Here is a 26470-nt window from a genome sequence, read left to right on the forward strand (position 1 = left end):
TTTTGCGTATCCCGGATTCGAAGGGCAAACCCATGCCCAGACACGTCGAACCGAAGTCAAATGTGGTAATTCGCGCTGTCAAAGCGAAAGCGCACACCCGTCCCTACCTTCTCGCGGATGGCAACGGGCCCGCCTTGAGGGTCCGGCCAAACGGCGCCACTACCGCACGCAATCCTGTCCGCGAAGGCACCGACCGGTTTCGTTGCCGCTCACCTCGCTGAACCACCTTCCCGGTGCAGACGAACGAACACCGTAGTCGTCTGCACTGCTTTCGTGCTGCTTCAGAAAAACCGAAGCAAGCAAATTCTCTTCTGATTTGTCCGCAGTTTTTGGGGCTTCTACATTCAGTTCACCGGAATGCGCCTCCAGGTCGCATCCGACGACGAAACCCCGCAACACTGAGGACAGGCGATGCGCACGCTCCCCACCCCATCACGTCGCGCTGCCCGGCGCGCGCTTCCCGCACCGGGAGGCACATCATGACCGAGCTGATTCAGTACCTCGTTTCCGGCCTCGTGGTCGGCTGCATCTACGGACTTGTCGCGATCGGTTTCACCGCGGTCTACAACGCGACACACATCGTCAATTTCGCCCAGGGTGAAACTTCGATGCTGGCTGCGCTCACGGCCGCCAGCCTGATCGCGCTCGGCGTGCCGCTCGTCGTCGCACTGCTACTCGCCGTGGGCTTCGTGGCGCTCGTCAACGTGGCGATCGAGCGGGTCGCGATCCGTCCCATCGGCAACGACGTGACACGCGGCATCATCATCACGATTGGCGTGGGCATCGTTGCGCAAGGACTCGCGGCGCTCGCCTGGGGCACCGACGCGCAGCCGCTGCCCGCGTTCTCCGGCTCAGGCTCGCTGAACCTGCACGGCGTGTCCGTGCCGCGCCAGGCACTCTGGGTGTTCGGCACAACGGCCGTGCTGATGGCGGGACTCTATCTCTTTCTCACCCGCACCTATCTCGGCAAGGCGTTTCGCGCCTGCGCGATGAACCGCGACGCGGCTGGCCTCATGGGCATTCCGACACGCTCGATGCGCGGCATCGGCTTTCTGCTGTCGGGCTTCGTCGGCGGCGTGGCGGGCGTCATCATCGCGCCGATCGCGCTGATGCAGTACGACAGCGGCACGCCGCTCGGCATCAAGGGTTTCGTCGCGTGCATCATCGGCGGCTTCGGCAATCCACTCGGCGCGGCCGTCGGCGGACTGCTGCTCGGCGTGCTTGAAGCGCTGTGCGCGGGCTATCTCAGCTCGGGCATGAAGGACGCGATTGCGTACGTGCTTCTGCTCGTGTTCCTGCTGGTGCGGCCTGGCGGCATGCTCGGCGAATTCGGAGGCGCGCGCGCATGAAAGCCGTCCTCATACTCGTGGCCGCGCTGGCCCTCGTACTCGCGACGGGCAATGCGTACCTCGTCAACCTGCTCGTCGTGTGCGCGATCTACGCCATTCCCGCTATCGGCCTGTCGATGCTGATGGGCTACACCGGTCAGATTTCGCTCGGCCATGGCGCCTTCGTCGCGTTCGGCGCGTATCTGGCGGCGTGGCTCACGCGCACGATCGATCTCGATCCATGGCTCGGCTTGATCGCGGCAACCGCGTGCTCGGCGTTGCTCGCCTGGTGCATCGGCTGGATCGTGTTCCGCCTGAAGGGCCATCACCTCGCCATGGCGACGCTGGCGCTCGCGCTGATCGTGCATATCGTGCTGGTGCAGTGGCGCAGCGTGACAGGCGGTCCGGACGGCCTCGCGGGTATTCCGTCGCTTGCGATCGGTCCGTTCAGTCTCGCGTCCGATCAGGCCGTCTACGTGCTCGCCTGGGCGCTGTGCGCGCTCGGGCTCGCCATGGCGCACAACCTCGCCTCGTCGCCAATGGGCTTTGCGATGCGCACAGTCAGCGAGAGCGAGCGCGTCGCGCTGTCGCTCGGCATCGACGCGGCGCGCGTCAAGCGCAAGGTGATCGCGTTGAGCGGCGCGTATGCGGGCCTCGGCGGCGCGCTATACGCGTACTGGATCGGCTACATCAGCCCGGACCCGTTCAACGTGAGCTTCTCGATCAAGCTGCTGCTGATCGTCGCGCTCGGCGGCGCGGCGGGTGTGTGGAACGTGCTGTTCGGCACCTTCGTCGTCGTGATCGTCAGCGAATGGCTCAAACCGTTCGGACGCCTCGATGTCGTGATCTACGGCGCGCTGCTGGTGAGCGTCATGATCTTCATGCGCGACGGCTTCGTGGCGACACTCGCGTGCCAGTTGCGGCGCCTGCGTCAACGCGCCCCGCTACGCCCGCTCGTGACCGGTGACGTTCTACGCGATAAGGAATCCCTATGAATGCGCCGCCCCTGTCTACGCCGGATACGGCGGATACGTTGCTCGAAGTGACGGGCGTGTCGGTCCGCTTCGGTGGCCTGCAAGCCCTCTCCGATGTCGGATTCGACGTGCGGCGCGGCGAGATTCTCGCGCTGATCGGGCCGAACGGCGCGGGCAAATCGACGTTGCTCAACGTGCTGTCGAACTTCATCGCGCCACAGACCGGCAAGGTCCGCTTCAAGGGCCGCGTGATCAGCGGACAGACGCCCGATGCGGTCAACCGCCTCGGCCTCGCGCGCACTTTCCAGGCCGCCGAAATCCTCGCCCGCATGACGGTGCTCGACAACGTCGCGACGGCCGGCGTGGCGCGCCGCAAGGCCAGCATATTGCAAGGCATGATCAATCCGTTCGCGACCGCGAAGGCGCTCGCGGCGCTGCGTACGGACGCCGCCGCGATGCTCGACCTCGTTGGCCTGCGCACGCTGGCCGAGCGTCCCGCGGCAGCGCTGACGGCCGGTCAGCAGCGTCTGCTCGCCGTCGCGCGCGCGCTCGGCAGCGATGCCGAACTGCTGCTGCTCGACGAACCCGCCGCCGGCCTCACGACCGACGAGAAAAAGCTGCTCGCCGAAGCGATCTTCCGTATCCGCGAGCGCGGCATCACAGTGCTCTTCGTCGAACACGATCTGGCTTTCGTCAGCAGTCTCGCGGATCGCCTCGTCGTGCTCAATCACGGCGCGGTGCTCGCGAAAGGCGACCCGCAAACGGTGCGCCACGATCCGGCGGTGATCGCCGCGTATCTCGGCAATACCGACGTGCGCGCCGGGCGCAAGCCGGCGCCGTCCGCGTCGTCCTGCCGTGAGGACACGCCGGTGCTGCGGCTCGACCGCCTGAGCGTGCGCTACGGCCAGGCCGACGCGCTCGTGAACGTGTCGCTCGAAGCACGGCGCGGCGAGATCGTCACGCTGATCGGCGCGAACGGCGCGGGCAAGTCCACCCTGCTGAAAGCGATTGCCGGACTCGTCGCACCGGCATCGGGCGATGTCGCGTTCAACGGCAAATCGATCGCACGCGTGCCGATGGAGCGCCGCACCGCGACCGGCATCGCGCTCGCGCCGGAAGGACGTCAACTGTTCGGCACGCTGAGCGTGCGCGACAACCTGCAAATGGGCGGCTACACCGGCCTGCGCGGCGCGGGGCTCGTGAACCTGTTCCACCCGCGCCGAGCCGTCGCGCGCGAAATGAGTGAAACGATGGACGACATCCTCACCTTCTTCCCGCGCCTGAAGGAGCGCATCGACCAGCAGGCCGGCACGCTCTCTGGCGGCGAAGGCCAGATGCTCGCGATCGGCCGCGCGCTGATGAGCCGGCCGCAACTGCTGATGCTCGACGAGCCCTCGTTCGGACTTGCCCCTCAGGTCACGCGCGAAATTCTGGAATCGCTGCCGCGTCTCGCCGAACGCGGGATCACGGTGCTGCTGGTCGAACAGAACGCGCATTGCGCATTGCAGGTCGCCGATCGCGGCTACGTGCTGGTCAACGGCCAGATCGCGCTGGAAGGCAGCGCCGCCGCACTGCTCGATTCACCGGATATCGGCGAGGCGTATCTCGGTTGGCAGGACTCCGAATCGTGCGAGGCCGTCTAATGGAACTGCATAACGAAACGACATCTTCGATGCTTGCAACGCACGAACACGCCGAGCACGCTGAGCGCATCGCGCTCGACGCGATTGTGGCGAGCCGCCCGGTTCTGCGCGCGCTGCTGCGCGCACGCGACGCGATCCGCTGGCCCGAGCGCACTCTGCTGCACGCGGGGCCGCCGCTGGGCGAGAGTGCGCCGCCGCCCCCGATACTCCACTCCGCCGCGCACGCCGCGCTATTCGAAGGTTGGGCAGCGTCGTTCGACGAAGCGATCGCGGCCATCATGGCGCGCGAGATCCTGCTCGCGCCCGCGCAGGAACACGACTGTGTCGTGCCGCTCGCCGCGGTGCTGTCGCCGGGTCAGTACGTGCAGGTCGTGAGTGACGCCGCCGGCCGGGGCCGCACGATCCACGCGGCGCTGAGTGGCGGCGGCGGCGCGGCGATCCGCCTTGGCATGGACGATCCGCAGGTCACTGCGCATCTGCGCTGGATCAATGGCCCGCTTGCCGACGCGGTCGGCGCGCGTCTTGGCGCACCGGTCGATCTCGCCGCGATCGCCGATGCCGCGCTTGCACTCGGTGACGACTGCCACGGCCGCACGATCGAGGGCACCCGCATCTGGGTCGAGCGGCTCGCAGCGGAGCGCCCATTCGACGACCCTGCCGTGAAGCGCTTTCTCGACACGTCGCCGGGATTTTTTCTGAACACGTGGATGGCCGCGTCGGCCTGCATGCTGAGCACGGCCGAACATGTGAACGGCAGCGCGATCGTCACGTCGATGGGTGCGAACGGCAGGCATGCCGGCATCCGTCTCGCGCACGCGCCGCAACGCTGGTTCACTGTCGAAGCAACGACGCCCGTCGGACGTTTCGACGCCGGATTCGCCGCGACAGACGGCCTGCCCGCGATCGGCGACAGCGCCGTGGTCGACGCGCTCGGGCTCGGAGCAATGTGCATGCATCGCTCGGAGGCGCAGCAGCAGAACCTCGGCGCGTTCATGCAGTCGCCGCCCCAGGCGCTCAACGCCACGCTGCTCGGCGCGCTTCATCCGGCGTTCACGCGCGGCGCGACGCGGGTCGGGCTGAGCGCGCGCAGCGTCGTCGCGAGCGGACTTCGACCCGCCGTCGCACTCGGCATTCTCGACACGAACGGCCGGCGCGGACGCATCGGCGGCGGCATCTGGACCGCGCCGCTCGCACTGTTCGAGGACGCGCTGACCGCTCTCTTCATCTGAAACCACAAGAACGGAATATTCGATATGAAACGCACGCACCGCATTGCATTCGGAATCCTTATGATTATGGGGATCAGCCAAACCGCGCTCGCCGCCGACGACATCAAGATCGGCGGCCTGCTCGAAACGTCGGGCTTCGTGGCCTCGCTCGGCCAGCCTGCGCTCGAAGGCGCGCAACTGGCCGTGGATCAGGTCAACGCGGCGGGCGGGATCAAGGGCCGCAAGGTGAGCCTCGTGAACATCAACACGGAAAGCGACAACACCAAAACCGTATCGGCACTCAAGCGTCTGACCACGCAGGAAAACGTGGTGGCGATCATCGGACCGTCGAGCAGCGGCTCGAACTTCGCGATCGTCGATACGGTGGAGCGGGCGAAGATTCCGATGATCGGCATCGGCGCCACGCGCGGCATCGTGCTGCCGCCGGAGCGCCGCAAGTATGCGTTCCTCGTGCCGCTCACCGACGTCGTCGTTGAAAGCGTGATGCTCGAGGACATGAAAAAGCGCGGCATCACGAAGATCGCGATGCTGCATTCGGATGTCGCATTCGGCACCAGCGCGAGCGACACCCTCGAAAAGCTCGTCAAGAATTACGGCATCACCCTCGTCGATAACGAAACCTTCGGTAACAGCGACACCGACATGACGCCGCAACTCACGAAGATACGCGGCTCCGGCGCGCAGGCGACGGCGATCTGGGCAACCGGCCCCGGTCTCGCGATCGCGACGCGCAACTATCGCGCGCTCGGCATCACGGCTCCGCTCTATCTGACGCAGGCGGCGAACGACTTCAACTTCCTGCGCCTCGCGGGCGACGCCGCCAACGGCGTGCTGCTGCCGTCGTCGAAGATCTACGTCGCGAGCGAATTGCCGGACTCCGATCCGCAAAAGCGCGTGCTGACCTCGTTTTCGGCCGCCTATCAGGCGAAATACGGCCATCCGCCGGCCACTTTCGCAGGCAACGGCTACGACGCGGCAATGCTGCTCATCGACGCGATTCGCCGCGCCGGCGACAAGCCCGACGCGATTCGCGACGCGCTGGAGAACGTGAAGGACTACGTGGGCGTAACGGCGCGCTACACGTACGGTCCGCAGGATCACTTCGGCACGCGCCCGGACAGTGTGGAAATGCTCACCGTCGAGCAGGGCAAATTCAAGCTCGCGCACTGAAACGTCCTTATCTCCTGCGTTACGGGGCAATGATTTGCGGCGCTGGAGCGCGAGCCGCCCTTCGGCACATCAGGAAAACTTTAGCTAGCGGTTTTATTTGTGAATGTCGCGCGGAACGCGGCGTCGCTAGCATCCTATCGGAACGTCATAAGTAGAGTGAACCCATGACCCAGAAAACCATTCTGATCAAGCCCTACTCGGCTTACGAGCGGGAACGCCAACCAGCGGAAAGCATCGAGCTCACACACGTCGAGAAAGGCTCGCCGATGGGCGAATATCTGCGCCGCTTCTGGCAGCCGCTCGCCCTTTCGGCGGAACTCGGCGAACTGCCGAAGGCCGTGCGCATGTTCGGCGAGGATCTCGTGCTGTTTCGCGCGAAGAACGGCAAACCGGGCCTGCTCGAAAAGCATTGCAGCCATCGCGGCACATCGCTCGAATTCGGCATCTGCGAAGACGAGGGCCTGCGTTGCTGTTACCACGGCTGGCTGTTCGGCGTCGACGGCACGATTCTCGAAACGCCCGGAGATCCGCCCGATTCCCAGTTGCGTTTCAACGTGTGCCACGGCGCATATCCGCTGCACGAGTATCGCGGCATCATCTTCGGCTACTTTGGACCGCCGGACGAGAAACCCGAGTTTCCGGTGTTCGACACCTATGGCATCGACGACGACCGCCTCGTGCCCTACTGCATCACGTATCCGTGCAACTGGCTGCAGGTGCACGAAAACGTGATGGACCCGGCGCATGGGGTGTTCCTGCATACGCGCATCAGCTTCACGCAGTTCGCGGAAGCCTGGGGCGAGTTGCCCGAGATGGATTTCGTGCCCACGCCCGCCGGCATGATCTACGTGACGACACGGCGCTGGAAGGACAAGGTGTGGGTGCGTTCGAACGACATCATCCTGCCGAATCTCGCGCAGGTCGGACACATCTGGGAAGATGGTCAGGAGGACAAAAGTTTTGCGCGCGTGGCGATCACGCGCTGGACCACGCCGATCGACAATCATACCTGCCGCATCATCGGCTGGCGCCATTTCCATCCCGACGCGGACCCGCGCGGCATCGCCGACGAAGCCCAATGCGGCGTCGAATCGGTCGACTTTTTTGGCCAGAACGGCGAGCGCCCATACGAGGACCGTCAACGCATGCCGGGCGACTTCGATGCGCAGGTGTCGCAACGGCCCATCGCGATTCACGAGCTCGAAAACCTCACGCGCTGCGATCGCGGCGTCGCGATGCTGCGCCAGTTGCTGCGGCGCGAGAGCAGGAAAGTCGCCGAGGGCGGCAAGCCGTCCGTATCGCCGTTGCGCACGAGCGGTGTCACCCCGACCTACGCCCACGACACGGTGATCACCGCGCCACCGCGCGATGACGACACGGCATTCATCCGCGAAGTCGGCAAGACGATCACGGGCATCGTCGTGCGCGGCGAGCATCACGAAGCGGACGACCGTGACGAACAGGTGCGCGCGCGCATCGAAGACTACGCGCAGTCGCTCGCCAGCACCACGGTCTGAATTCCTGTCGGCACCGCTGTTATTTCCACCGTTTTTTCAAAAGGCAAACCCAACATGAGTCAAACCGTTCATCCCGGCACGGTCGCCTGGACCGGCGACAACCCCGGCATCTATCTGAAAGAGACCGACGACGGCGAATGGAGCAGTCTTGCCGCCTACTTCAAGATCAACTACTCGTCTTTCGGTATGGGTAAAGGCGTGCTGCTGCTCGAAAAGCCCAATGTAGCCGCAAGCCTTCCAGAAGCGTGCAATGTGTGTATCGCCGACAACGAAGCGCTCGCACGCTATCTGATGGAGCATTTCTTCAGCCGATTCGCGGCGTTCCGCGCTTCCGTGGGAACGGCGGCGATCCAGTATCTGCCGCTCACGGATTCGCGCTCGGCCGGCGACACGCGCTCGCGCTATCAGGAGATCCTGCTCTCGGGTGATCTGGAAGTCGTGATGACATGGAACAGACTCGGCACGCCCTACGCCGTCGATATGCCCGCGGAAAAAGGCCCGACGCAGAAGCACGAGATGTACAGCCTCTTCATCGACGCGGCGGATGCGAGCATCGAGTTGAACGGCCGCGCGCTGCGCGGCAAGGTCACGACGCGCAACTTCGACGGCGGCAAGAAAAGCTCTGCGTTTCTCGCGTTCTCGGAATCGTGGATGGAGATGCCCTGAGCGACGGCCGCGCCGGCCGTGCCGTCGGCCGTGTGTTAGCGATCACGGCGACTCGATCGTGAGCGTATCGACGATGGACGCTATGCGCTCGACAATCGCCGCCGCGACGCGCGGATAGTGATAGCGGTACGAGTGGGCAACCACGATGTTGGGCTGGCGCACGTGCGAGTCGAACGGACGCGACACGATGCGGCCGATGCCCGGCACCGTGTACGGAGGACAGAAGTTGAGCAGCGAGAAGCCATGCCCCGCCGCGACGAGACCAAAGAGCATATTCAGCGACGTGACCGCATGCGCGATGCGCGGCAGCACGCCGTGCGAGCTGAAGGCTGACAGCATGTACTCCCGCGTACGCGGAAGGTCGAGCAGGATGAAGGGTTCGGTGTTGATGTCGGCGGCGGGAATGTGAGTGCGCGAAGACAGCGGATGATCTGGCGGCAGCACGACCTGCAACGGCGCGCTGCGCAGCGTCATGATCTGAATGCCCGACGGAATTTCGAAGTCGTACAGCACGGCGAGATCGAGCGTGCCGGTACGCAGGCCTTCGATCAGATATTCGTGATGGCCTTCGGTCCACGTGAGCTTCGCGTTTGGAATTTCGGCGCGCACCGAATTCAGAAGCGCCGGAATGACGAGCGGCGCGAACGTGGTCAGGCATCCGACTTTCACCTGCCCGCGTAGCGCGCTGCGATCGAGCGTGCCGGGTACAAGCAGTTCGTTCGCGTTCTGAAGCACGGCGCGGCATTGCACGGCGAACTCGCTCCCGGCCTCGGTCAGAAGAAGGCCGCGTGCGTGTTGCCGGTTGAATAGGGTTACGCCGAGCGTGCCTTCGAGATGAGCGATCGCGGCCGACACCGCAGGCGATGAAACGTGAAGCAAAGCCGCTGCTTTCTGCACGGATTGATGCTGCGCGGCGGCGAGGAAATACGAAAGCTGTCTGAGAGAGAAGTCCGGAGCCCGGATTGGGCCGTTGTCGTTTTCTTCCGGGTCCGGTCTTGGAAAGTTCATGTTGGGCGAGCAGCTCGATTGCGGTCGAAAAGATAAACAAGTCGGGCAAGGCGAAGAAGCGAATGTCACCAGAGAATACATGCGTGAACGACGATACGGCAACCGTTCACACCGGGAAGCAGGCGATCCATGCAGCCCCGGTTCGCTCGTATTGCGTGGGCGAAACCGTCATGCTCGACGGCTCGGCACGTCTTCCGGTCGTCGCATGCATGGAGTCGGATGAGGTGCATACGGCGCCGCTTTCGCCGATGCGGCTGGCGTTCACCGTTTCATCCAGCGATAGCGCAACGTGTGTGCCCTCGCGGACGCCGCGTCATGCGCTGAACGTGCCGCCGCATCTGGCTGTACGCGACGCTTTGTTATTACCGGGCTGCTGGCCGAAAGTCTGGGTAGGACTGACCTGCCGCCTGAATGTGCGAGCGCATGAAGCCGTGTTGATTCACCATGCCCATACGACGGCAGGCATGCTCGCCACGATTCTCGCCCTGGAGATCGGTGCCGACGTGCTGGCTGTCTGCGACTCGGCTGAAGCCGCGCGCCGCCTGATCGCGCTCGGGGCCAGCGAAGCGGCGACGTATGCATCCTGCTGGCCGGAGCTGATGCGCGAACACGGCGGTGCAGATGTCGTGCTCGATCTGGCGGGCGGCCGCTATACCGGAATGTCGACGCTTTGCGCGCGGCGTCATGCACGCATCGGCGTCATGGACGCGGCGGGACACGGCCTGTTCGACGAGACGCAGTGGCAGCGCTTCATCGCAAGACAGCTTGCATTGATCGTGGCAGACTGGTCGCCCCTGCGCGAGGCCGCCTGCGCGTCCGAAGCGGCTCTGGCATTCGACGCGATAACGCGCACGTCCGGCTGGGCCCGATTCACGCGTGCCCGTCCCGATTCACCCTTCGAATCACACTGTGACCACTGACGCATGAAAACTTACTACGACTCCGAGCCGCTGACCGCGCTCGATATCCGCCACGGACTTGCACAGGAGCGCCTGACGTACGACGCGGTGCTCGACCGGATCGACGCTCGCGTCGAATCATGCGAGCCGCACGTGAAAGCGTGGGTCGCGTTGGACACCGGTGCGGCGCGCGCCGCGCTCGCGAAGCAGGCTGTGCCATTGGGAGCTTCGCTTCTCGCGGGCGTGCCCATCGGCGTGAAAGACATTTTCACGACGAGCGATTTCCCGACGCACTATGGCTCGCCGATCTACGCACACGGCGTCATGGCTGGCGACGCCGATTGCGTCGCGCTAGCGCGCGCAGCAGGTGCGCTCGTGATAGGCAAGACGGTGACCACCGAATTTGCGTACTTCAAACCCGGCCCGACAGCCAACCCTCACGACGTGCGGCGCACGCCCGGCGGTTCGTCGAGCGGATCGGCGGCGGCGGTCGCGGCCGGTATGACGCCACTCGCGTTCGGCTCGCAAACGGCCGGTTCGTTGATCCGCCCGGCTTCGTATTGCGGTGTGTTCGCGCTGAAGCCGACGCACGACGCGTACAGCCTCGGCGGCGCGAAGGCCATGGCGCCCTCGCTCGACACGCTGGGCTGGCTGGCTCGATCAGCCGATGACCTCGAACTGCTGCGCGCCGCGCTCACCCTCGAACATTTCGAGGCACTACCGGAAGCCGACGGTACCGCATTGCGCATTGCGGTGCTGCCCGGTTACGAACAGGAACCGATCGAAGCCGCCGCGCACGCAGTGTTCGATGACGCGCTCGCCCTTCTTTCGCGAGCGGGCGTGTCGATTGCACCACTCGACGTGCCCGATGAAATGCACGGCCTGATCGATGCACAGAAAGCCGTGCAGGCCTATGAAGCCGCGCAATCGTTCGAGTCCGAATGGAACGGCAAACGCGACTTGCTGAGCGCGCCGTTTGCCAGGCTCATCAGCGACGGCATCGCGACGGCACGCGACACCTACGAGGCCGCGCGCGCGCTCGCCGCCCGCTCACGCATCGAGTTTGCCGCTCTGACGCGCAACGCCGATGCCGTGCTCACGCTGGCCGCGCCCGGCGAAGCGCCTGCCGGGCTCGATGCAACGGGTGACCCCGTGCTGAGCCGTTCATGGACGCTGCTCGGTCTGCCTTGCGTCAACGTGCCGGGACTGCGCGGACCCAACGGACTGCCGATCGGCTTGCAACTGATCGGCAAGCCTCTTCAGGAGCGCCGGCTTCTTGCCATCGCCAAACTTCTGAACCGTTTGATCGAACGAGGCATCTGAAATGAAACTGGTCGTCGAAAAGAATACACCGATTGCCCCGGCGGTACGGCTCATCACGCTGCGCGCCGAGGACGGCGCGCCGTTGCCCCCCTACACGCCGGGCGCGCATCTGTCGTTTGCGATTCCGGGCACGCATCTGCATCGCGAGTATTCGCTAACCGGCGACGGCTATACCAGCGACACCTACGAAGTTGCGGTATTGAAGCGGGGCACGGGTTCGGTGTGGATGCATGCGTTGCAGGCGGGCGAGCACGTCGATGCACAATTGAACAACGCGTTCGCTCTCGAAAGTGCCGAAGACGGCCATCTGCTAATCGCGGGCGGCATCGGCATCACCCCGATCCTGTCGATGGCGCGGCGCCTTGCTCGTGACGGTTTGCCCTTCTCGCTGCACTATGCGTCGAAGGATCCGGCGAGCGCCCCGTTCGGCGCACAGGTCACGGGGCTCGGCACGCATTGCCATCTGCACGGCGGCAGCCCGAATGCGCTTCGCTCAAAACTCGCCGGGATCCTCGCCGCGCCTCGCGCCGACGCGCGCCTTTATGTGTGCGGACCGCAGGCGATGATCGCCGATGTCATGCAGACTGCTCAGACATCAGGCTGGCCCGCCGGGCGTATCCATGTCGAACTCTTCGAAGGGACGTTGCCCGTCTCCGGCGATCGGCCATTCGATGTCGAGCTGAGCCTGAGCGGTTTGACCGTGCACGTCGATGCAGGGCAAAGCCTGCTCGACGCCTTGATCGCCGCTGGTGTCGAGCCGCTTTACGACTGCAAGCGCGGCGAATGCGGGATGTGCGTGACCCCGGTGCTTTCCGGCGAACTGGATCACCGCGACAAGTATCTTGCGGCGAGCGAACGTGCTGCGAACCAGTCGATCTGCGTTTGCGTTTCACGCGCCCGGTCTGCAAGCATTACGCTTGATCTGTAGAACCTCTGTCGAGGCGATGCGGCGATGATCGGACAAAATGAGTCAGAATCTGTGACGTATGCCCACTAGCATCACGTTTTGTGAGCGCGAACTCGAAGGCGTGAATCCGAAAATGCTCGCATGCGCGCCACGGCTGGCAATCTGATAGACGTCGTAAGCATAGACATCGGTACGCTTCGACAGCAGATAGTCGATGCTGAGGCTGCCCATGTGCCAGTTCGGCGAACCGTCCACACCATGGTACGTGCCGTGCGTGAGCACATACCCGACGCCGAGCACGAGTGCGGGTGTCAGCCGGTAGGTGCCGTTCACGTCGACGTTGGTCAATTGCAGTCCGGTGCCGTCGAGATAATCGTAGCGCACCGAGGTCAGCTCGCCATTCAGTTGCAGTTTCGACCATGCGTAGGAACCGGCCACGCCGTACTGCCGTTGGGTATCCACGCCGACCGAGGAACTGAGCGGTGAGGTATGAAATAGCTGGAACGGCGCTCCGGCGTAATCGTCCGTTACGGTGCCCGAGCTGTTCACGCCGACACCTGGCCTGCGCAGATCCAGATAAGCCGCGGTGAGTGTCAGTTGGCCGTTGCGATAGCCCACGCCGGCACTGAAAGCACTGTTGTCGCTAAAATTTCCGGCGGCGTTCGACAAACCGTAGAGCATTTCGAACTGCAGACCCGCGAGCGTCGGGCTGATGTATTTCACTGAATTGTTGTAGCGAAATGAGCCGAACGCGTTGTCGTTGTCGCCGATATGCGCCGCGATGCTGTTCGCCCCTACCGGCGTTTCATAAAGGTCGAAATAGTCGTAGAACATGTCGTACTGGCGACCGAACGTCACGGTACCGAGACGTTCGTTGCTGAGTCCGACGAAAGCCTGACGCCCGAACAGCCGGCCGCCGTTCTGCAGCTTGCCGCTATTGAGGTCGAAGCCGTTCTCGAGAACGGCAAGCGCGCTGTTGCCGCCGCCGAGATCTTCCACCACACGGATGCCCCAACGCGTGCTTTGCAATGCGCTCGAAACCGTCTGCACGGCCGAGTGACCTCCTGCGTTGCTAACATAGCCGATGCCCTCCGAGATGAGGCCGTAGAGCGTCACCGTGGACGGGCTTCCCGCCGTGTTCGCCGCACTATTGATGCTCTGTGCCTGAGCCGCTTCCGACATGCACAATACAATCAAGATACCTAAATAATTTTTATAACCAGGAGTTCTCATGGATAGCCCCGTTATAGATGCGAATCGAACTTGAATCGCGTGAGTGACGTGATCCGATGTGCAACCCGGCTGCTGCCTGGCTGCAGCCGGTCTTGCGAAAGATTCCCCGGCAATCAGTTCACGTCGCGCTTCCTGATCGCAACCGGAATCAGCACGCCGCCAACCACGAGCAGTGCCGCAATGACGTGCAGACCCGTCTCGAAACTGCCGGTGCGATCCTTGAGCCAGCCGACGAACAGCGGTGCGAGCAAGCCCGCGGTAAGGCCGACGCTATTGACGAGTGCAAGACCGACCGGTGCGGCCGCGCTGCTGAAAAAGGAACTGCCCATGGCCCAGAAGATCGGCGAGCCGCCGAACAGCATCGCTACAGCGAGGCCGAGTACCAACGTAGCCAGCATAACGTTGCCGCCCAATGCGGGTGTGACCGCGAGCGCCGCGGCGCCGGCGAGCGAGCAGAAAGCGAAGTGCCAACGCCGCTCGAATCGCAAATCGGAGTGATAGCCGACGAGAATCATGCCGATCACGCCAATGCCATAGGGCACGCCAGTCCAGAGTCCAAGCGCGAACGCGCCCGATACGCCGAAGCTGCGAATGATCGCCGGCACCCAGAAACTCAGCACGTACGCGCCGCACATGAGCGTGAACCACGCGAAACAGAGCACCCAAACCTTGGGGCGCAGCACTTCCCTCATGAACTTCGTGTGCGTGCTGCCTTGTACATCATGGCCGAGACCCGCTATCACGACGTCCTGTTCGGCACGGCTTAGCCACGCCGCCGTGCGTGGACCATCGGGAAGCAGCCACAATGCGGCGATACCGCACAGCACGGTCGGCAACCCCTGCAGCAGGAACATCCAGCGCCAGCCCGCGAGTCCCTTGACCTGATCGAGTCCGCTGATGATCCAGCCCGACAGCGGACCGCCGATCAACCCCGCGAGCGCCGTAGCCGCAACCAGAAACGACAGCACGCGCGCGCGGCGCTGCGGCGGATACCAGTAGGTAAGGTAAAGCACGAGCCCCGGATAGAAACCTGCCTCGAACGCACCGAGAAGAAAGCGGAACAGATAGAACTCGCCGGTGTTTCTGACGAGCATCATCGCAGCGGACATCACGCCCCACAGGATCATGATGCGCGCCATCGTCTTTCTTGCGCCGAAGCGCCGCATCAGCAAGTTGCTCGGAATCTCGAACGGCAGATAGCCCGCGAAAAAAATCGTGATGCCGATGCCGTACGCGGTGCTGCTCAAACCGAGGTCGGTCTGCATCGGCCCCTGCGCGAAGCTGATATTGATGCGGTCGAGGTACAGCATCACATAGCAGAGCAGCAGAAACGGCATGAGCCGCCACGACACTTTCTTATGGACGCTGTCGGCCATACGGATCCTGCTGGCGGTCTCTTCGATGCTGTACGTGTGGGACATGCGATCCTCTCACGGGCCATACCGGCCGATATCCGGCGACCCCAAAAGCTTGCGGTGGTTGCGGTGGTTGCGGTGGTTGCGGTGGTTGCGCTCGATGCGCCGGCTCGCGTGCCACCGCGAACCGGCACCGGCAACAGGACGTTTATCTGCCGCGAGCGGGTAACGCCGCTGCGAGATCGACCGGCGTGCCTGCTTCGGCTCCTTCCGACCACTTGCGCCACAACTGCCCTTTCCATCTGTGACGGCCGGACACCGGGAATTGCTGCACGAGTGCGAGCACGCGATCCTGCACCTCGGGAGGAAAGCCCCGCTCGAACGCATCGCGCTCGCTGCCGAACGAAAACGCGCTGAGCGACGCATTGTTCTGGTCCGAGCGCAAACGCTGGGTCGCCGCGACATCGACTTCCTTGTCCTTGATCAGAACTCCGTAGTCGTCGCGCGCGGTCTTCGCGTCGATGAAACCATCCATCACATCGCGCAGCACGGCGTGCGGATCGCGCTCGAACGGATTGCCGTAACCCGCGCCGTTCGGCGTGACGATGCGCACGACCTCGCCCTGCTCGAGCAGCAGACTGTTGGTGATCTTGCCGATATTGCGTTCGCCGGCGTTGCCCGGATTGAGCGTCGTGCTGCCGAGACTGCCGGGCGCCCCGCCCTTGCGTCCCCACGGACGAAAGTGAAAGCGCTCCATGCCGCGCGCGGTCAGCGTTGCTTCCGGACAGCGCATCGCAAACTCCATTTCGATACCGACGCCGCCGCGCCATTTGCCCTTCGAAGGTGGCGTCGTCGAAAGACAATAGCGGTACACCGTAATCGGGAGATCGACTTCGGTTGTTTCCACCGGAATATTGCGCAGATAACCCGCCGCAAAGTCGGCTCCGTCGATACCGTCCTTGACTGGACGCGCGCCCGATCCTCCCCAGAGCGGCTGCACGACGTTGACCTTGAGTTCGCCCGTCTCTGGATCGTTCAGCGAAACGAGCGTGACGCCGAGCATCCCCGCGCCGGCCGCCGGCACCTTGCCCGCGACGCGCGCGCTGGCGGGCTGCGCACCATCCACCGCCTGCGAGAGCACGCCGAAGATCATCTCCATGATCCGCACCACGGTCGCAAAGCGCACGCCGACTGCCGCGGTCGGCTCGGGATTGACGAGCGACCCCTCGGGCAAGGTCACGCTGACGGGCCGCACGATGCCGCGATTGATGGGAATCGAGTTGTCGACCGCGTAGACGAAGTTGAAAATTCCCGCGTTGACGAAGTGATGGTTCTTGCCACGTGTCGGCAAATTCAGCGCCACGCCGACCTGCGGGTCCGTACCCGTGAAGTCGAGATGAACCGAGCTGCCCGATACCTCCATGGCGAGCTTCAGGCGCGCCGGCGGCAGGTTCGTGCCGTCCAGTTCGAGATAGTCGACCATTTCGTAGCGGCCGTCGGGCACCCCGGAGAGCACGTCGCGCGAACGGTCCTCGCCGTAGTCCAGCAGATCGGCCATGCCATCGACGAAACGCTGCAGGCCGTATTTCACAATCGTATCGTCGAGCCGCTTTTCGGCCGCGCGCATCGCGGACACCATCGCCTGAATATCGCCCTCGTTGTGATACGGAATGCGGCAGTTGGCGAGAAACGTGCGCATCAGGTCTTCGTTCAGTTTCCCCTTGTTGTAGAGCTTTGTCGCGGGAATGCGTATGCCCTCCTGGAAGAGATCGTTTGCCGCGAGCGCGATCGAACCCGGCACCATGCCGCCGACATCCGACGAATGAATGAAGGTCCAACTGAAGCAGATCAGCTCGCCAGCGTAGAAGTACGGCTTGAGCAGATGGATGTCGGGCAGATGCGTGCACAGGCCGCCGGTGCTCGACGGATCGTTTGCAATGACGATGTCGCCCGGCTCATAGTTGTCGAACGCAGCGATGATGTCCTCCATCATCGCGCCACACATGAAGGCAACGCCGATATCGCGCGGATAGCTGAAAATCTCCCCCTGCTTCGACACGAGCGCTTCGCCGAAATCCCACGCCTCCTTGATGAACGGCGTGAACGACGCGCGATGAATGATGTGCCCCATTTCGCTCGTAATCCCGTTCAACCGGTTGTTGAGGATTTCGATAAAAACCTTGTCTGTGCGATACGCGCCGCTCGTGCGCTCGGACGGATTCGTTTGCGTCTGCTTCATCGTCATTGCAGTTCCCCAATGATCATGCCGTAGTCATCCACGCGGCACTGGAAGCCTGGCGGAATGAAAGAAGTCGTGTCGTATTGCTCGACGATCGCCGGCGACGCAAAGCGATGGCCGGGACGCAGCGCGGCGCGGTCGTAGACGTCCGCGCGCCAGACCTTGCCGTCGATATAGATGTCGCGTTGCCGCTGCGCACGCAATTCGCCTTGAGCCGCATCGTGCTCGAGACGCGGCAGCAGTGGCCGCGTCGTCCTGCCGATCGCGCTCACGCGCAGGTTGATGATCTCGAGCGGGGCATTCGACGTGCCGTCTCCATAGAGCGCGTTATAGGCTTTGCGAAACGCGTTCGCGATCGCGTCATACGCGGCGGGACTCGTCGGGTCGATATCGTCGAGCGCGACCGTGACCTCGAACGACTGTCCGAGGTAGCGCATATCGGCGCCGATGCCGACGTCGCGTTTCTCGACCCGAATGCGTTCGTCGTCGATCCAGCGCAGCGCCGTTGCACTCAGTGCTTCGATCGAAGTGCGCAGCGTAGCGAGCGCGGCTTGTGGGCGCTCCGGATCGATCACGAGGTTGACGGTCTGGATGAAGTCACTCTTCGCATCCGCGACGAGCGCGCCCAACGCGCACAGCGTGCCCGGAGAAAGCGGCACGAGCACCGTGCGAATGCCGACCTCTCTTGCAAGCATGAAACCGTGCGTCGCGCCCGCGCCGCCATAGCAAAGCAGCGCGAACTCGGAGACGTCCACCCCCTTGCGCGCCATGAGCGGCACGAGTTCCGAATACATGTTCGACGTCGCGACGCGCAGCACGGCTTCGGCACTCTCCTCCCTCGTCATGTCGAGCGACGCCGACAGTTCGCCGAAAACGCCGAGCGCACTCGAACGATCGAGCTTCTGTTCTCCGCCAAGAAAGCGCTCGGGGTCGATAATGCCGAGCGTCACGTACGCGTCGGTGATGGTCGGCCGGGTGCCACCGCGTCCATAGCATGCGGGACCCGGGTCCGAACCGCTGCTCTCCGGTCCGACCTTGAGCACACCCACTCCGTCAGTCCACGCGATCGATCCGCCGCCCGCGCCAATCGAGGAAAGATCGACAGCCGGCATCGAAATATCGAAGTCGCCGATATGACATTGGTTGGCGTAGCGGATATCCGTATCGATGACGGCGACCTCGGTGCTCGTGCCGCCCATGTCCATCGGAATCAGTCGCGAGAAGCCCGATTGCAGTGCGACGTAGCATGCACCGATCGCGCCCGACGCAGGTCCCGACGACAGCGTCTCGACAGGCGTCCTGCGCGCGCTCGCGGCAGTCATCACGCCGCCGTTCGATTTGGTCGACAGCAGCGTCGCGCCGAGTCCGACCGACTTCGTCTCCTCGGTCAGTGCCGCGAAATACGCATCCATCTTGCCGCCGATATACGCGTTGATCGCACTGACCATCGTGCGTTCGTATTCGCGGATCTGCGGCCAGATCTCGGTCGAGCAGCACACGTAAAGCCCCGGCAACGCACGCTCGATCGCCTGCTTCGCCATCTGCTCATGACGCGGATGCCGATACGAATGAAGAAACGTGATCGTGAGCGCCGTGACCCCGTCCGCGACGAGTTCGCGCGCCGCGGCTACGACCTCGCCGAGATCGAGTGGAATCAGCACGTCGCCGCCAGCCATCACGCGCTCATTGATTTCGCGTACGTGTCTCCGCGCGATCAGCGCACGCGGTTTTTCCACCAGCAGATCGAATACGTCGGGCAGGCGCGAGCGGCCGAGACTCATGATGTCGAGAAAGCCGCGTGTGATGAGCAAACCCGTTCGCGCGCCCTTGCGTTCGAGCAGCGTGTTGACCCCGAGTGTCGTGCCGTGCACGAAATAGCGCACGTCTTGCGCACGAATGTCATGCTGCTCGCTAAACCGCGCGAGCCCGTCCATCACCGCCTGACTCGGATGACGCGGCGTCGACGGCACCTTGGCTACCAGCGTCTCGCCGCTGTCCTCGTTGAGCAGACAGAAATCCGTGAATGTTCCGCCAATGTCTATTCCTAAGCGGTACTTAGTATTTTCCACCGATCTTTCTCCTGACATGAACCTGCTTCCCTGTGATGAGGCTCCGTTCGCCTGTGGCGAGCCCAGCCCGCTCCTATCCGTCCGTCAGCACGCGAGCCCTGCACGCCGACATGCGCTGTCGGCGGCGAGGCGTATCTGCGGAAGAATGTCCTCTTCGGCAACGCGCGACGCGCGGCCGTTCTGGATAACCCAGTTACCAGCCACCATTACACTGCGCACGCGAAAGCCGCCGCTCGAATAAACGAGGTTCGATACGGGCGCGAAACGCGGCCTTGGTTGCCACTCCCAGCCGTCCATTGAAATCAGCGTGAGATCGGCGCTTTTTCCTTCGGCAATGGAGCCGATTTCGTCGTCCCACATCAGCGCTTTCCCGCCGTTGAGTGTGGCCATGTCGAATGCCTTGTCCGCGCCGACCACGGTGGCATCCATGCGCGCGTCCTTGTGCGCGCATGCGGCCAGATGGATGATGCGCGGCATGTCGAGAAAGCGGCTGATCGACGCGGCATCCGAACCGAGCGTCACGTTGACGCCGGCCGCCAGCAGTTCAGGGAATTTGCCATGAGCGACACAACCGAAGCCGCCGAGCATGCTTGCGGACGGGCAATGCGCGACGTGAGCGCGACGGCGCGCGACGTGTTCGACTTCCGCGTCGGAAATCGCGCCCATATGAGCGGCCAGAAAATTCGGACCCAGCACGCCGAGTGTTTCATACCGTGCCACGCAGCGCTGCCCGTAGCGCGCGATGCTCAGATCGTTGTCGGCAGGCCGTGTCGCCAAGTGGCCGTGAATGCCCGTGCCGCGCTGATCCGCCTCGCGAGCGATGCGTAACACCAGGTCGTCGCTCACGGAGTTGGGATTCCAAAGGCCGAAATACACTTTGACGAGGCCATCGTTCGCGCCGTGAAATTCATCATAAAAGCGGCAGCTATAGCGCACCAACTCGTCGGTCGTGCTCTCGCTGACCGGACGCGATGGATCGCTCACGTCGGCGACGAGTGGCGACAGCACGAGCCGGATGCCGACGGTTTCGGCCGCGCGCCGGATCGCTTCGGGATAGCGCGCGCCAGGATCCGCGACACAGGTGGTCCCGCTCTTCGCCATTTCCACGAAACTACCGACAGCGCCCCAATACGTCTCCTCCTCGCTTAGCGCGCGCTCGAACGGATAAAGACGCGTTCTCCAGCGTTCCTCTATGGCAACGTCGTCGAGCAAGCCCTTGGAGAGAAAGTGCGCGGGATGCTGATGTGTGTCGATAAAGCCAGGCACTGCCAGGCAGTCGCCAAGCTCGACCCTGCGCGCACCGGCAAACCGTTGGCGGCACTCGCCGGTTTCGCCGACAGCCACCACGCGCCCATCGTCGATCGCGATCGACGCATCCAACAGCACTTCGCGAGCGCGATTCATCGTCACGATGCCGGCCGTTTCGAGCAGCAGTGTCATGCCTCCTCCTCGTCATGCATCGTCGATGGATGATTGCCGGTACTGCGACGCGATTGCTGCAGACGCAGAACGCGCGGACTGCCTTCGAAGCGCTCCGCCAACGCGTGTGCCGCGCCGCGCAGGATCTGCACCTGGTACTCGTATTCGGCGGGAGACACCATCTGCGTCGGAAAGGCCGTGCCTACCGCCGCGACCAGTTCGCCCGAGTGATCGATGACCGGAACCGCGAGCCCGCCGATGCCAGCCAGACGCTCGCCATCGGACGCGCTGTAACCACGCCTGGCGATATGGTCGAGTTCCTTCCTCAAACGTTCGCCCTCGACGATCGTGCGCATCGTCAACCGTTCGAACGGTGCCTGCGCAAGCAGTTGTTCGCGAATACGCGACGGAGCGAATGCCGCGAGAGCCTTGCCGGGCGCTGTTGCATGAAACGGGTAGTACGCACCGAAGTCCGACGTGAAGTCGACCGCCACGGGCCCTTCGATACCAAGCAGATATAGCGGACGCAAACCGTCGAGCGTCGACAGCGTTGCGTGGAAGCCGCTGCGGTCCACCACGCTGCGCAGGATCGGCAACGCCTGGCGGGTCAGCGGATGCTGCCGGATGAAGCGCGAGCCAAACGCGTAAGCGGCCACACCGACCGAATAGAGGCGCGTTTTCGGATGTTGCTCAAGCCAGCCGGCGTCACGGAACGTCGACAGGATGCGCGACACCTGACTGCGCGGCAGCGCGAAACGATCCGCGAGTTCGCTGACCGAGTGGTAGTTGTTGTCGTCGGTAAAGACTTCGAGAATTTCGAGAGCCGTTGCGATCGTCTTCATGTTCATTGCAAATAATGCAATCTATTATGCGATTGAAGTGCCTTTCTGACCATGAGGTGTTTATATTCCGGTCAAAAAACGGGCGCAAGAAATGCTGCTGTAGTTGCAAATATCGCAATCTCTTTATCTGACGTTTATCCGGGCTCTGAGGGGGACTTTTTCAGCCTGCCGAAAATTGACTGCCCCATCGCTATAAACTAGCAATTCATATCAATGGGAGACGGTTGCGGACTCGCCAATGGTCCAGCGCTGCCGCGCGGTGGTTCGGGCCCGAAGCTAGTTGTGATGATGCGAGGCCTGCATCCGATGCCTCGGCAAGGCGAGATATTGACGGATTAGTCCAAAGCAACTTCGAAATCGAGGAAACGAAAAGGGGCTTTGTACTGCTGCCCCGACGTTGGGTGGCCGAGCGCCGCTTTGGTTGGCCCAACCGTTTCCGACGTCTCGCACGTGGCTATGAGCGACTACCTGAAACTCTCGCCGGGCTTCATTTCGTCGTCTTAGCAATGCTCATGCTCGTCCGCGCAGCCCCAGCGCCCCCAAGTTCCCGCACCCTCTAATCAGCCACGCACTGCCGCGTTTCGAGTCTGCTCAAAATCGCTTCAAAATCCTCGATGGGAAGCGGGCAACCAAAATAATAGCCTTGATACGCATAGCACCCAGAGGCAGCGAGGAAGTCCCGCTGTGCCTCGGTCTCCACCCCCTCGGCGATCACGCCCAAACCGAGGCTATGCGCGAGCGCCACGATGGTTCGTGCGATCACGGCGTCGTTGGGATCGACCAGGACATCACGCACGAAGGAGCGGTCTATTTTCAACTGGTCCAAAGGAAGACGCTTCAAATAGGACAGCGATGAATATCCGATACCAAAATCGTCCAGCGAAAAGACGACACCTTGGGCTTTGAGCGCACTCATCTTCTGGATGATGTCCTGCACATTGTCGACCAGCACGCTTTCCGTCAGCTCCAGCTTCAACCTGTTTGGCCTCGCTCCGGTTCGACTAATGATGGCGAATACCTTTTCCACGAAATCAGGCTCGCGGAATTGCTGGGCGCTGACATTGACCGCAATGGTGAGATGAGCCATATCCGGTCGCGCTGCCCAACTCGCCAGTTGCGCGCAGGCGGTCTCCAGGACCCAGCTTCCCAGTGCGAGGATCAACCCGGTTTCTTCTGCCAATGGAATGAAATCGGCAGGCGCTACGATACCGCGGCTGGGATGCTGCCAGCGCACCAGTGCTTCGGCGCCTGTTATGCCGGTGCCGTCGATCTGTGCCTGGTAATGAAGCAGGAACTGGTTGCCCTCGATTGCCTTGCGCAATCCTGCTTCCAGCGCAGCGCGTTCCACCACGGCGGTCTGCATATCCGGGTCGAAGAAACGCACGGCATTACGGCCTCTTTCCTTGGACTTGTACATCGCGAGGTCAGCCTGCTTCAGCAGTTCGTCGATCGAGGCTTGATGTCCCCTGAACACAGTGGCACCGATGCTCGCCGTACTGCGGTATTCGATCTCGCCGAGCTGATAAGGACTACCCAGGACGGTGAGGATTTTTTCGCCCACGACTTCGGTCTGACTGGCCGCCTCACGCCGGCTTTTGTGCAGGTTCCCCAGCACCACCACGAACTCGTCCCCTCCCACTCTGGCCACGGTGTCGCTCTCGAGTACGCTCGCCGCCAGACGTTGCGCCACCTGTTGCAGCAGCAGATCGCCTTTGTCGTGGCCTAGCGTATCGTTCAACGTCTTGAAGTGGTCCAGATCGATGAACAGCAACGCGCCGCAGGCTTCGTTCCGGGCGCTGGCCGTGATCGCCTGCTTCAGGCGATCCAGCAGCAGCGTGCGGTTGGGCAATCGGGTCAGCGCATCGAAGAAGGCCAATTCCCTGATTCTCTCTTCCGCGATCTTGCGCTCGGTAATGTCGTGATGCGTGCCGACATAGTGGCTGACGATGCCGTTCTCGCCCATCACCGCGGAAATCGTGAGCCACTTCGGATACTCCTCGCCGCTCTTGCGGCGCCCCCAGATTTCGCCTTGCCATCCGCCGGCGCGATAGATCTCTTCCCACATCGCCTGAAAGAATGCCGCGTCGTGACGGCTCGAGCGAAGCACTCGTGGTGTCCGGCCCACGATTTCCTCAGCCGTATAGCCGGTGCATTCACTGAAAGCGGAGTTCACGCGCAAGATTATGGCGCTCGCGTCGGTGATCATCATCGGTTCCATCGAGTCGAACGCAACAGCCGCAATTCGCAGTTCAGCCTCGACCTGCTTGCGCTCGGTAATGTCGCGACCGCTCGTGCGAAACCCGATGAAATCGCCCTTGGCATCGCTGATCGGAACCCAGGATACGGAAAGCCACATGAGCGAGCCGTCCTTGCGCACACAGCGAAATTCGAGGTCATCGCCGCGAGAGCCCTGTAGCGCCTTGTGAAACTCAGGTGCAACGCGGGGGATATCTTCCGGACAAATCACCGTGCCGGCAAAGTCCGACAGGGCCATGCACTCGTCGACCGTATAGCCGATGTACCCCTCCACGGCCGAGTTGATCCAGCGGGGCTTGCCGTCGGATCCCCACCAGATCTCCCAGTTGACCGTACAGTCGGCAATCGCGCGGAATTTCTCCTCGTTCTCACGCAGTTCCTTTGTCATTCTCGAGGCGAGCCGCATCGCGCGGCCGCGGCCGGTCATCATCAGCCAGGTGAGCAGCGCCAGCAGCAGGCTGAGCCCCGTGCCGGTGCTGGCGATCTGGAACGCCGCGTTACGGCCGAAACGGGCTTTGAAGTCGTCCTGCGCGCTCATCGACAGGGTCCAGTCATGTCCGCCGACGACCAGATATTCATTGGCCGAGATGTCCGTAGCCCGGTGATGACCCGGCGCTTCGGGCGTCCTGTGCAAAAGCGCCGCGGGCGACGGCCCGACGCCATCGTAGATGGCGATAGTCAGACCGGGCGGCTGCTCGCCGTACAGACTGGCGATGACGTCGTGCATGTGAAAGGAGGCGTAGACCCAGCCAACCAGATGCGCGCGGCGATCGGCGACGCTCTCCTGCGGCTGGCCTCGTTCGTAGATCGGCAGATACATGATGAAACCGGGGCGAGCGTCGGCCCCGGTATCTACCGCGAGGCGGACCTTTCCGGAAATGGTCGCCATGCCGGAGTCGCGCGCCTGCTCCATCGCGCGCCGCCGCACTGGGTCGGTCCACGCATCGAAACCGGCCGACGCGCGATTGATGCCGATATACGGCTCGCGCTGGATGATCGGCGCGTAGTTTTCGCGCGAACCCTCGGGCTGGATCGTGTAGTCGGACAGGCCCTGCCGGTGCATGGTGGCGACATGCGCGGCCTTTTGCGCCGCCGGCACCCACGCGACGATGCCGATCGCCTGAATGCTGGAGAAGTTGGCGTCGAGGTTGAGGGTGTCGACGTAGTCGCGGAATTGCTCGCGGTCAATCGCTCCACTCGCGGCGAACAGGCTCTGCACGCCGCGCAGCAGGAGCTCGTACGTGGCCATGCGCTGCTCGATCCGGCTGACAGCGTCGCCCAGCGAGAAGTCGAACTGGGTGAGGAGTTCATGACGGGCGGCTTGCCGCTCGTGGTCCCAAAGCATCCACGTCACACTGAGTGCTGCGGACAAGACCAGTAGCGGGAGCAGGACAAGACGCGTCCAGTTCACGGCGGCGAATGGAAATCGACCATCGAATCGGCGAGGTCGGGTTTGAAATACTTCTCGAAGATGCGCCGAACCGTGCCATCCGCGCGCATCTCATTCACCAGGGCGCGCCACTTTTCCCGTTCGGCTGGCGACAGCGCCTTCTTCGACATGATGAGACCGTGAGGTATGGCCGGGTCGTCGAACTCCACGATGCTAGTCACGTCGCGGATTTTCTTTTCATCGATTGCAGGGTAATCGAAAGGCTCGATAATCATGCCCTGAATGCGTTGCTGCAGAAGCGCCTTATACAACGGATCCAGACCACCCGCCTGGCTGACGCGGTTTTCGGCTGCCAGCGAGTCGACCAGACGGTTGGCCGAATCGCTGTAGCGGAAGCTGCGGATAACGCCGAGCTGAAACTGACTGTTGTGCTCGAAATCGGCCAACCGGCGAATTCCGGCATCCTTGCGCACCAATAGATAGTATTTGTTGCTGAAGTACCAGGCGAAATCCGCGTACTGATTGCGCTCGTCGTTGGCGATGCCTGAGAGGCTGAAATCGAGCGCGCCGGATTCGATCAGCTTCCAGATCCTGGCGCGTGACATGAGGCTGACCCGGATCTGGCAACCGCTACGGCGGATCAATTCGTCAGCGAAGTCCTTGTCGATCCCGGAGTCTGTGTCGATGGAGTAAAGCAGACCATGATCGTGCAACGCTAGCGTAAATGCCCGCGAACATTCGGGGCCCGCGGCCATAGCGGTGCCAAGGCAGCTAAGCGTTAGCAGCAATCCCCAAAGGCCATGTCGAATCACACTGCCCCCGTCGCGCGAAGGTGATTGATACCACATTCAATTTTCCCAGCCATGACTCAGACGACGAATCGTAATATTGCGCCGCTGTGAATGCGGCTGTAAGAGGCTGTTTTTTTGTGGACTCGGTAGCATACACCTGTCCGAATGGACGCCGAAATATTTAAATCAAAAACACTCGTTACGCAATATCG

At 62.9% G+C, this 26470-nt stretch carries 19 protein-coding genes and 1 pseudogene; 11 read left to right on the forward strand and 9 right to left on the reverse strand.

The window, feature by feature from the left end; translation table 11 throughout:
* Positions 1-479: 479 nt before the first annotated feature.
* From B9Z01_RS07795 to B9Z01_RS07825, 7 genes are all read left to right on the forward strand, one after another.
* Positions 480-1349: a branched-chain amino acid ABC transporter permease gene (locus tag B9Z01_RS07795; RefSeq protein WP_085481652.1), complete on the forward strand. Its 870-nt coding sequence runs from the start codon at positions 480-482 to the stop codon at positions 1347-1349.
* Positions 1346-2323, forward strand: coding sequence for a branched-chain amino acid ABC transporter permease (locus B9Z01_RS07800; protein ID WP_085481653.1), 978 nt, complete (start codon positions 1346-1348; stop codon positions 2321-2323). The genes B9Z01_RS07795 and B9Z01_RS07800 overlap by 4 nt, the downstream gene beginning before the upstream one ends.
* On the forward strand, positions 2320-3945 hold the full coding sequence (locus tag B9Z01_RS07805) for an ATP-binding cassette domain-containing protein (protein ID WP_085481654.1): 1626 nt from the start codon (positions 2320-2322) through the stop codon (positions 3943-3945). Before B9Z01_RS07800 ends, B9Z01_RS07805 begins: the two co-directional genes overlap by 4 nt.
* Before the next feature lie 29 nt (positions 3946-3974).
* On the forward strand, positions 3975-5174 hold the full coding sequence (locus B9Z01_RS07810) for an oxamate carbamoyltransferase subunit AllG family protein (RefSeq protein ID WP_085482079.1): 1200 nt from the start codon (positions 3975-3977) through the stop codon (positions 5172-5174).
* A gap of 66 nt (positions 5175-5240) precedes the next feature.
* On the forward strand, positions 5241-6344 hold the full coding sequence (locus B9Z01_RS07815) for an ABC transporter substrate-binding protein (RefSeq protein WP_244195955.1): 1104 nt from the start codon (positions 5241-5243) through the stop codon (positions 6342-6344).
* A 164-nt stretch (positions 6345-6508) separates the two neighbouring features.
* Positions 6509-7861 carry an aromatic ring-hydroxylating dioxygenase subunit alpha gene (locus tag B9Z01_RS07820; protein ID WP_085481655.1) on the forward strand — a complete coding sequence of 451 codons (1353 nt, stop codon included), beginning with the start codon at positions 6509-6511 and terminating at the stop codon, positions 7859-7861.
* 54 nt (positions 7862-7915) lie between these two features.
* On the forward strand, positions 7916-8527 hold the full coding sequence (locus tag B9Z01_RS07825) for a hypothetical protein (protein WP_085481656.1): 612 nt from the start codon (positions 7916-7918) through the stop codon (positions 8525-8527).
* 42 nt (positions 8528-8569) lie between these two features.
* Here B9Z01_RS07825 and B9Z01_RS07830 read toward each other — a convergent pair whose 3' ends face one another.
* Complete coding sequence (locus tag B9Z01_RS07830) at positions 8570-9616, reverse strand: LysR family transcriptional regulator (protein WP_244195956.1); 1047 nt, start codon at positions 9614-9616, stop codon at positions 8570-8572.
* An 89-nt stretch (positions 9617-9705) separates the two neighbouring features.
* Here B9Z01_RS07830 and B9Z01_RS07835 point away from each other — a divergent pair, with 89 nt between their 5' ends.
* From B9Z01_RS07835 to B9Z01_RS07845, 3 genes are read left to right on the forward strand one after another with little or no spacing between them, the layout of a single operon-like run.
* Positions 9706-10455 carry an MDR/zinc-dependent alcohol dehydrogenase-like family protein gene (locus B9Z01_RS07835; RefSeq protein ID WP_167387446.1) on the forward strand — a complete coding sequence of 250 codons (750 nt, stop codon included), beginning with the start codon at positions 9706-9708 and terminating at the stop codon, positions 10453-10455.
* A gap of 3 nt (positions 10456-10458) precedes the next feature.
* Positions 10459-11757, forward strand: a complete 1299-nt coding sequence (locus B9Z01_RS07840; RefSeq protein ID WP_085481658.1) for an amidase — start codon at positions 10459-10461, stop codon at positions 11755-11757.
* A gap of 1 nt (position 11758) precedes the next feature.
* Positions 11759-12685: a PDR/VanB family oxidoreductase gene (locus B9Z01_RS07845; RefSeq protein ID WP_085481659.1), complete on the forward strand. Its 927-nt coding sequence runs from the start codon at positions 11759-11761 to the stop codon at positions 12683-12685.
* A 42-nt stretch (positions 12686-12727) separates the two neighbouring features.
* Here B9Z01_RS07845 and B9Z01_RS07850 read toward each other — a convergent pair whose 3' ends face one another.
* The 6 genes from B9Z01_RS07850 to B9Z01_RS07875 all read right to left on the reverse strand — a co-directional run bounded on the left by B9Z01_RS07850 (position 12728) and on the right by B9Z01_RS07875 (position 21821).
* Complete coding sequence (locus B9Z01_RS07850; protein ID WP_085481660.1) at positions 12728-13846, reverse strand: porin; 1119 nt, start codon at positions 13844-13846, stop codon at positions 12728-12730.
* 164 nt (positions 13847-14010) lie between these two features.
* Positions 14011-15318, reverse strand: coding sequence for an MFS transporter (locus tag B9Z01_RS07855; RefSeq protein WP_085481661.1), 1308 nt, complete (start codon positions 15316-15318; stop codon positions 14011-14013).
* A 142-nt stretch (positions 15319-15460) separates the two neighbouring features.
* Positions 15461-17491, reverse strand: coding sequence for a hydantoinase B/oxoprolinase family protein (locus B9Z01_RS07860; RefSeq protein WP_167387447.1), 2031 nt, complete (start codon positions 17489-17491; stop codon positions 15461-15463).
* A 2-nt stretch (positions 17492-17493) separates the two neighbouring features.
* On the reverse strand, positions 17494-19560 hold the full coding sequence (locus B9Z01_RS07865) for a hydantoinase/oxoprolinase family protein (protein ID WP_167387448.1): 2067 nt from the start codon (positions 19558-19560) through the stop codon (positions 17494-17496).
* An 84-nt stretch (positions 19561-19644) separates the two neighbouring features.
* Positions 19645-21000 carry an amidohydrolase family protein gene (locus B9Z01_RS07870; RefSeq protein ID WP_085481664.1) on the reverse strand — a complete coding sequence of 452 codons (1356 nt, stop codon included), beginning with the start codon at positions 20998-21000 and terminating at the stop codon, positions 19645-19647.
* Positions 20997-21821 carry an IclR family transcriptional regulator gene (locus B9Z01_RS07875; protein ID WP_167387449.1) on the reverse strand — a complete coding sequence of 275 codons (825 nt, stop codon included), beginning with the start codon at positions 21819-21821 and terminating at the stop codon, positions 20997-20999. Before B9Z01_RS07875 ends, B9Z01_RS07870 begins: the two co-directional genes overlap by 4 nt.
* 362 nt (positions 21822-22183) lie before the next feature.
* On the opposite strand from B9Z01_RS07875, the pseudogene B9Z01_RS07880 reads away from it, so the two are divergent.
* A pseudogene (locus B9Z01_RS07880) lies at positions 22184-22381 on the forward strand (transposase); the annotation flags it as partial.
* Here the strand turns inward: B9Z01_RS07880 and B9Z01_RS07885 are convergent.
* Complete coding sequence (locus tag B9Z01_RS07885; RefSeq protein ID WP_085481666.1) at positions 22378-25488, reverse strand: bifunctional diguanylate cyclase/phosphodiesterase; 3111 nt, start codon at positions 25486-25488, stop codon at positions 22378-22380. The pseudogene B9Z01_RS07880 and the gene B9Z01_RS07885 sit on opposite strands and share 4 nt — an antisense overlap.
* Positions 25485-26279 carry a substrate-binding periplasmic protein gene (locus B9Z01_RS07890; protein WP_085482085.1) on the reverse strand — a complete coding sequence of 265 codons (795 nt, stop codon included), beginning with the start codon at positions 26277-26279 and terminating at the stop codon, positions 25485-25487. Before B9Z01_RS07890 ends, B9Z01_RS07885 begins: the two co-directional genes overlap by 4 nt.
* Between the last annotated feature and the right edge of the window lie 191 nt (positions 26280-26470).

The organism is Paraburkholderia susongensis, assembly GCF_900177725.1.
GTDB classification, from domain to species: Bacteria; Pseudomonadota; Gammaproteobacteria; order Burkholderiales; family Burkholderiaceae; genus Paraburkholderia; species Paraburkholderia susongensis.

What these genes read in the sequence shown, in the direction of transcription:
- B9Z01_RS07795 (WP_085481652.1), top strand. Translation starts at nt 480, where the DNA reads ATGACCGAGCTGATTCAGTACCTCGTTTCCGGCCTCGTGGTCGGCTGC.
- B9Z01_RS07800 (WP_085481653.1), top strand. Translation starts at nt 1,346, where the DNA reads ATGAAAGCCGTCCTCATACTCGTGGCCGCGCTGGCCCTCGTACTCGCG.
- B9Z01_RS07805 (WP_085481654.1), top strand. Translation starts at nt 2,320, where the DNA reads ATGAATGCGCCGCCCCTGTCTACGCCGGATACGGCGGATACGTTGCTC.
- B9Z01_RS07810 (WP_085482079.1), top strand. Translation starts at nt 3,975, where the DNA reads ATGCTTGCAACGCACGAACACGCCGAGCACGCTGAGCGCATCGCGCTC.
- B9Z01_RS07815 (WP_244195955.1), top strand. Translation starts at nt 5,241, where the DNA reads ATGGGGATCAGCCAAACCGCGCTCGCCGCCGACGACATCAAGATCGGC.
- B9Z01_RS07820 (WP_085481655.1), top strand. Translation starts at nt 6,509, where the DNA reads ATGACCCAGAAAACCATTCTGATCAAGCCCTACTCGGCTTACGAGCGG.
- B9Z01_RS07825 (WP_085481656.1), top strand. Translation starts at nt 7,916, where the DNA reads ATGAGTCAAACCGTTCATCCCGGCACGGTCGCCTGGACCGGCGACAAC.
- B9Z01_RS07830 (WP_244195956.1), bottom strand. Translation starts at nt 9,616, where the DNA reads ATGTATTCTCTGGTGACATTCGCTTCTTCGCCTTGCCCGACTTGTTTA.
- B9Z01_RS07835 (WP_167387446.1), top strand. Translation starts at nt 9,706, where the DNA reads ATGCTCGACGGCTCGGCACGTCTTCCGGTCGTCGCATGCATGGAGTCG.
- B9Z01_RS07840 (WP_085481658.1), top strand. Translation starts at nt 10,459, where the DNA reads ATGAAAACTTACTACGACTCCGAGCCGCTGACCGCGCTCGATATCCGC.
- B9Z01_RS07845 (WP_085481659.1), top strand. Translation starts at nt 11,759, where the DNA reads ATGAAACTGGTCGTCGAAAAGAATACACCGATTGCCCCGGCGGTACGG.
- B9Z01_RS07850 (WP_085481660.1), bottom strand. Translation starts at nt 13,846, where the DNA reads ATGTCGGAAGCGGCTCAGGCACAGAGCATCAATAGTGCGGCGAACACG.
- B9Z01_RS07855 (WP_085481661.1), bottom strand. Translation starts at nt 15,318, where the DNA reads ATGTCCCACACGTACAGCATCGAAGAGACCGCCAGCAGGATCCGTATG.
- B9Z01_RS07860 (WP_167387447.1), bottom strand. Translation starts at nt 17,491, where the DNA reads ATGAAGCAGACGCAAACGAATCCGTCCGAGCGCACGAGCGGCGCGTAT.
- B9Z01_RS07870 (WP_085481664.1), bottom strand. Translation starts at nt 21,000, where the DNA reads ATGACACTGCTGCTCGAAACGGCCGGCATCGTGACGATGAATCGCGCT.
- B9Z01_RS07875 (WP_167387449.1), bottom strand. Translation starts at nt 21,821, where the DNA reads ATGAAGACGATCGCAACGGCTCTCGAAATTCTCGAAGTCTTTACCGAC.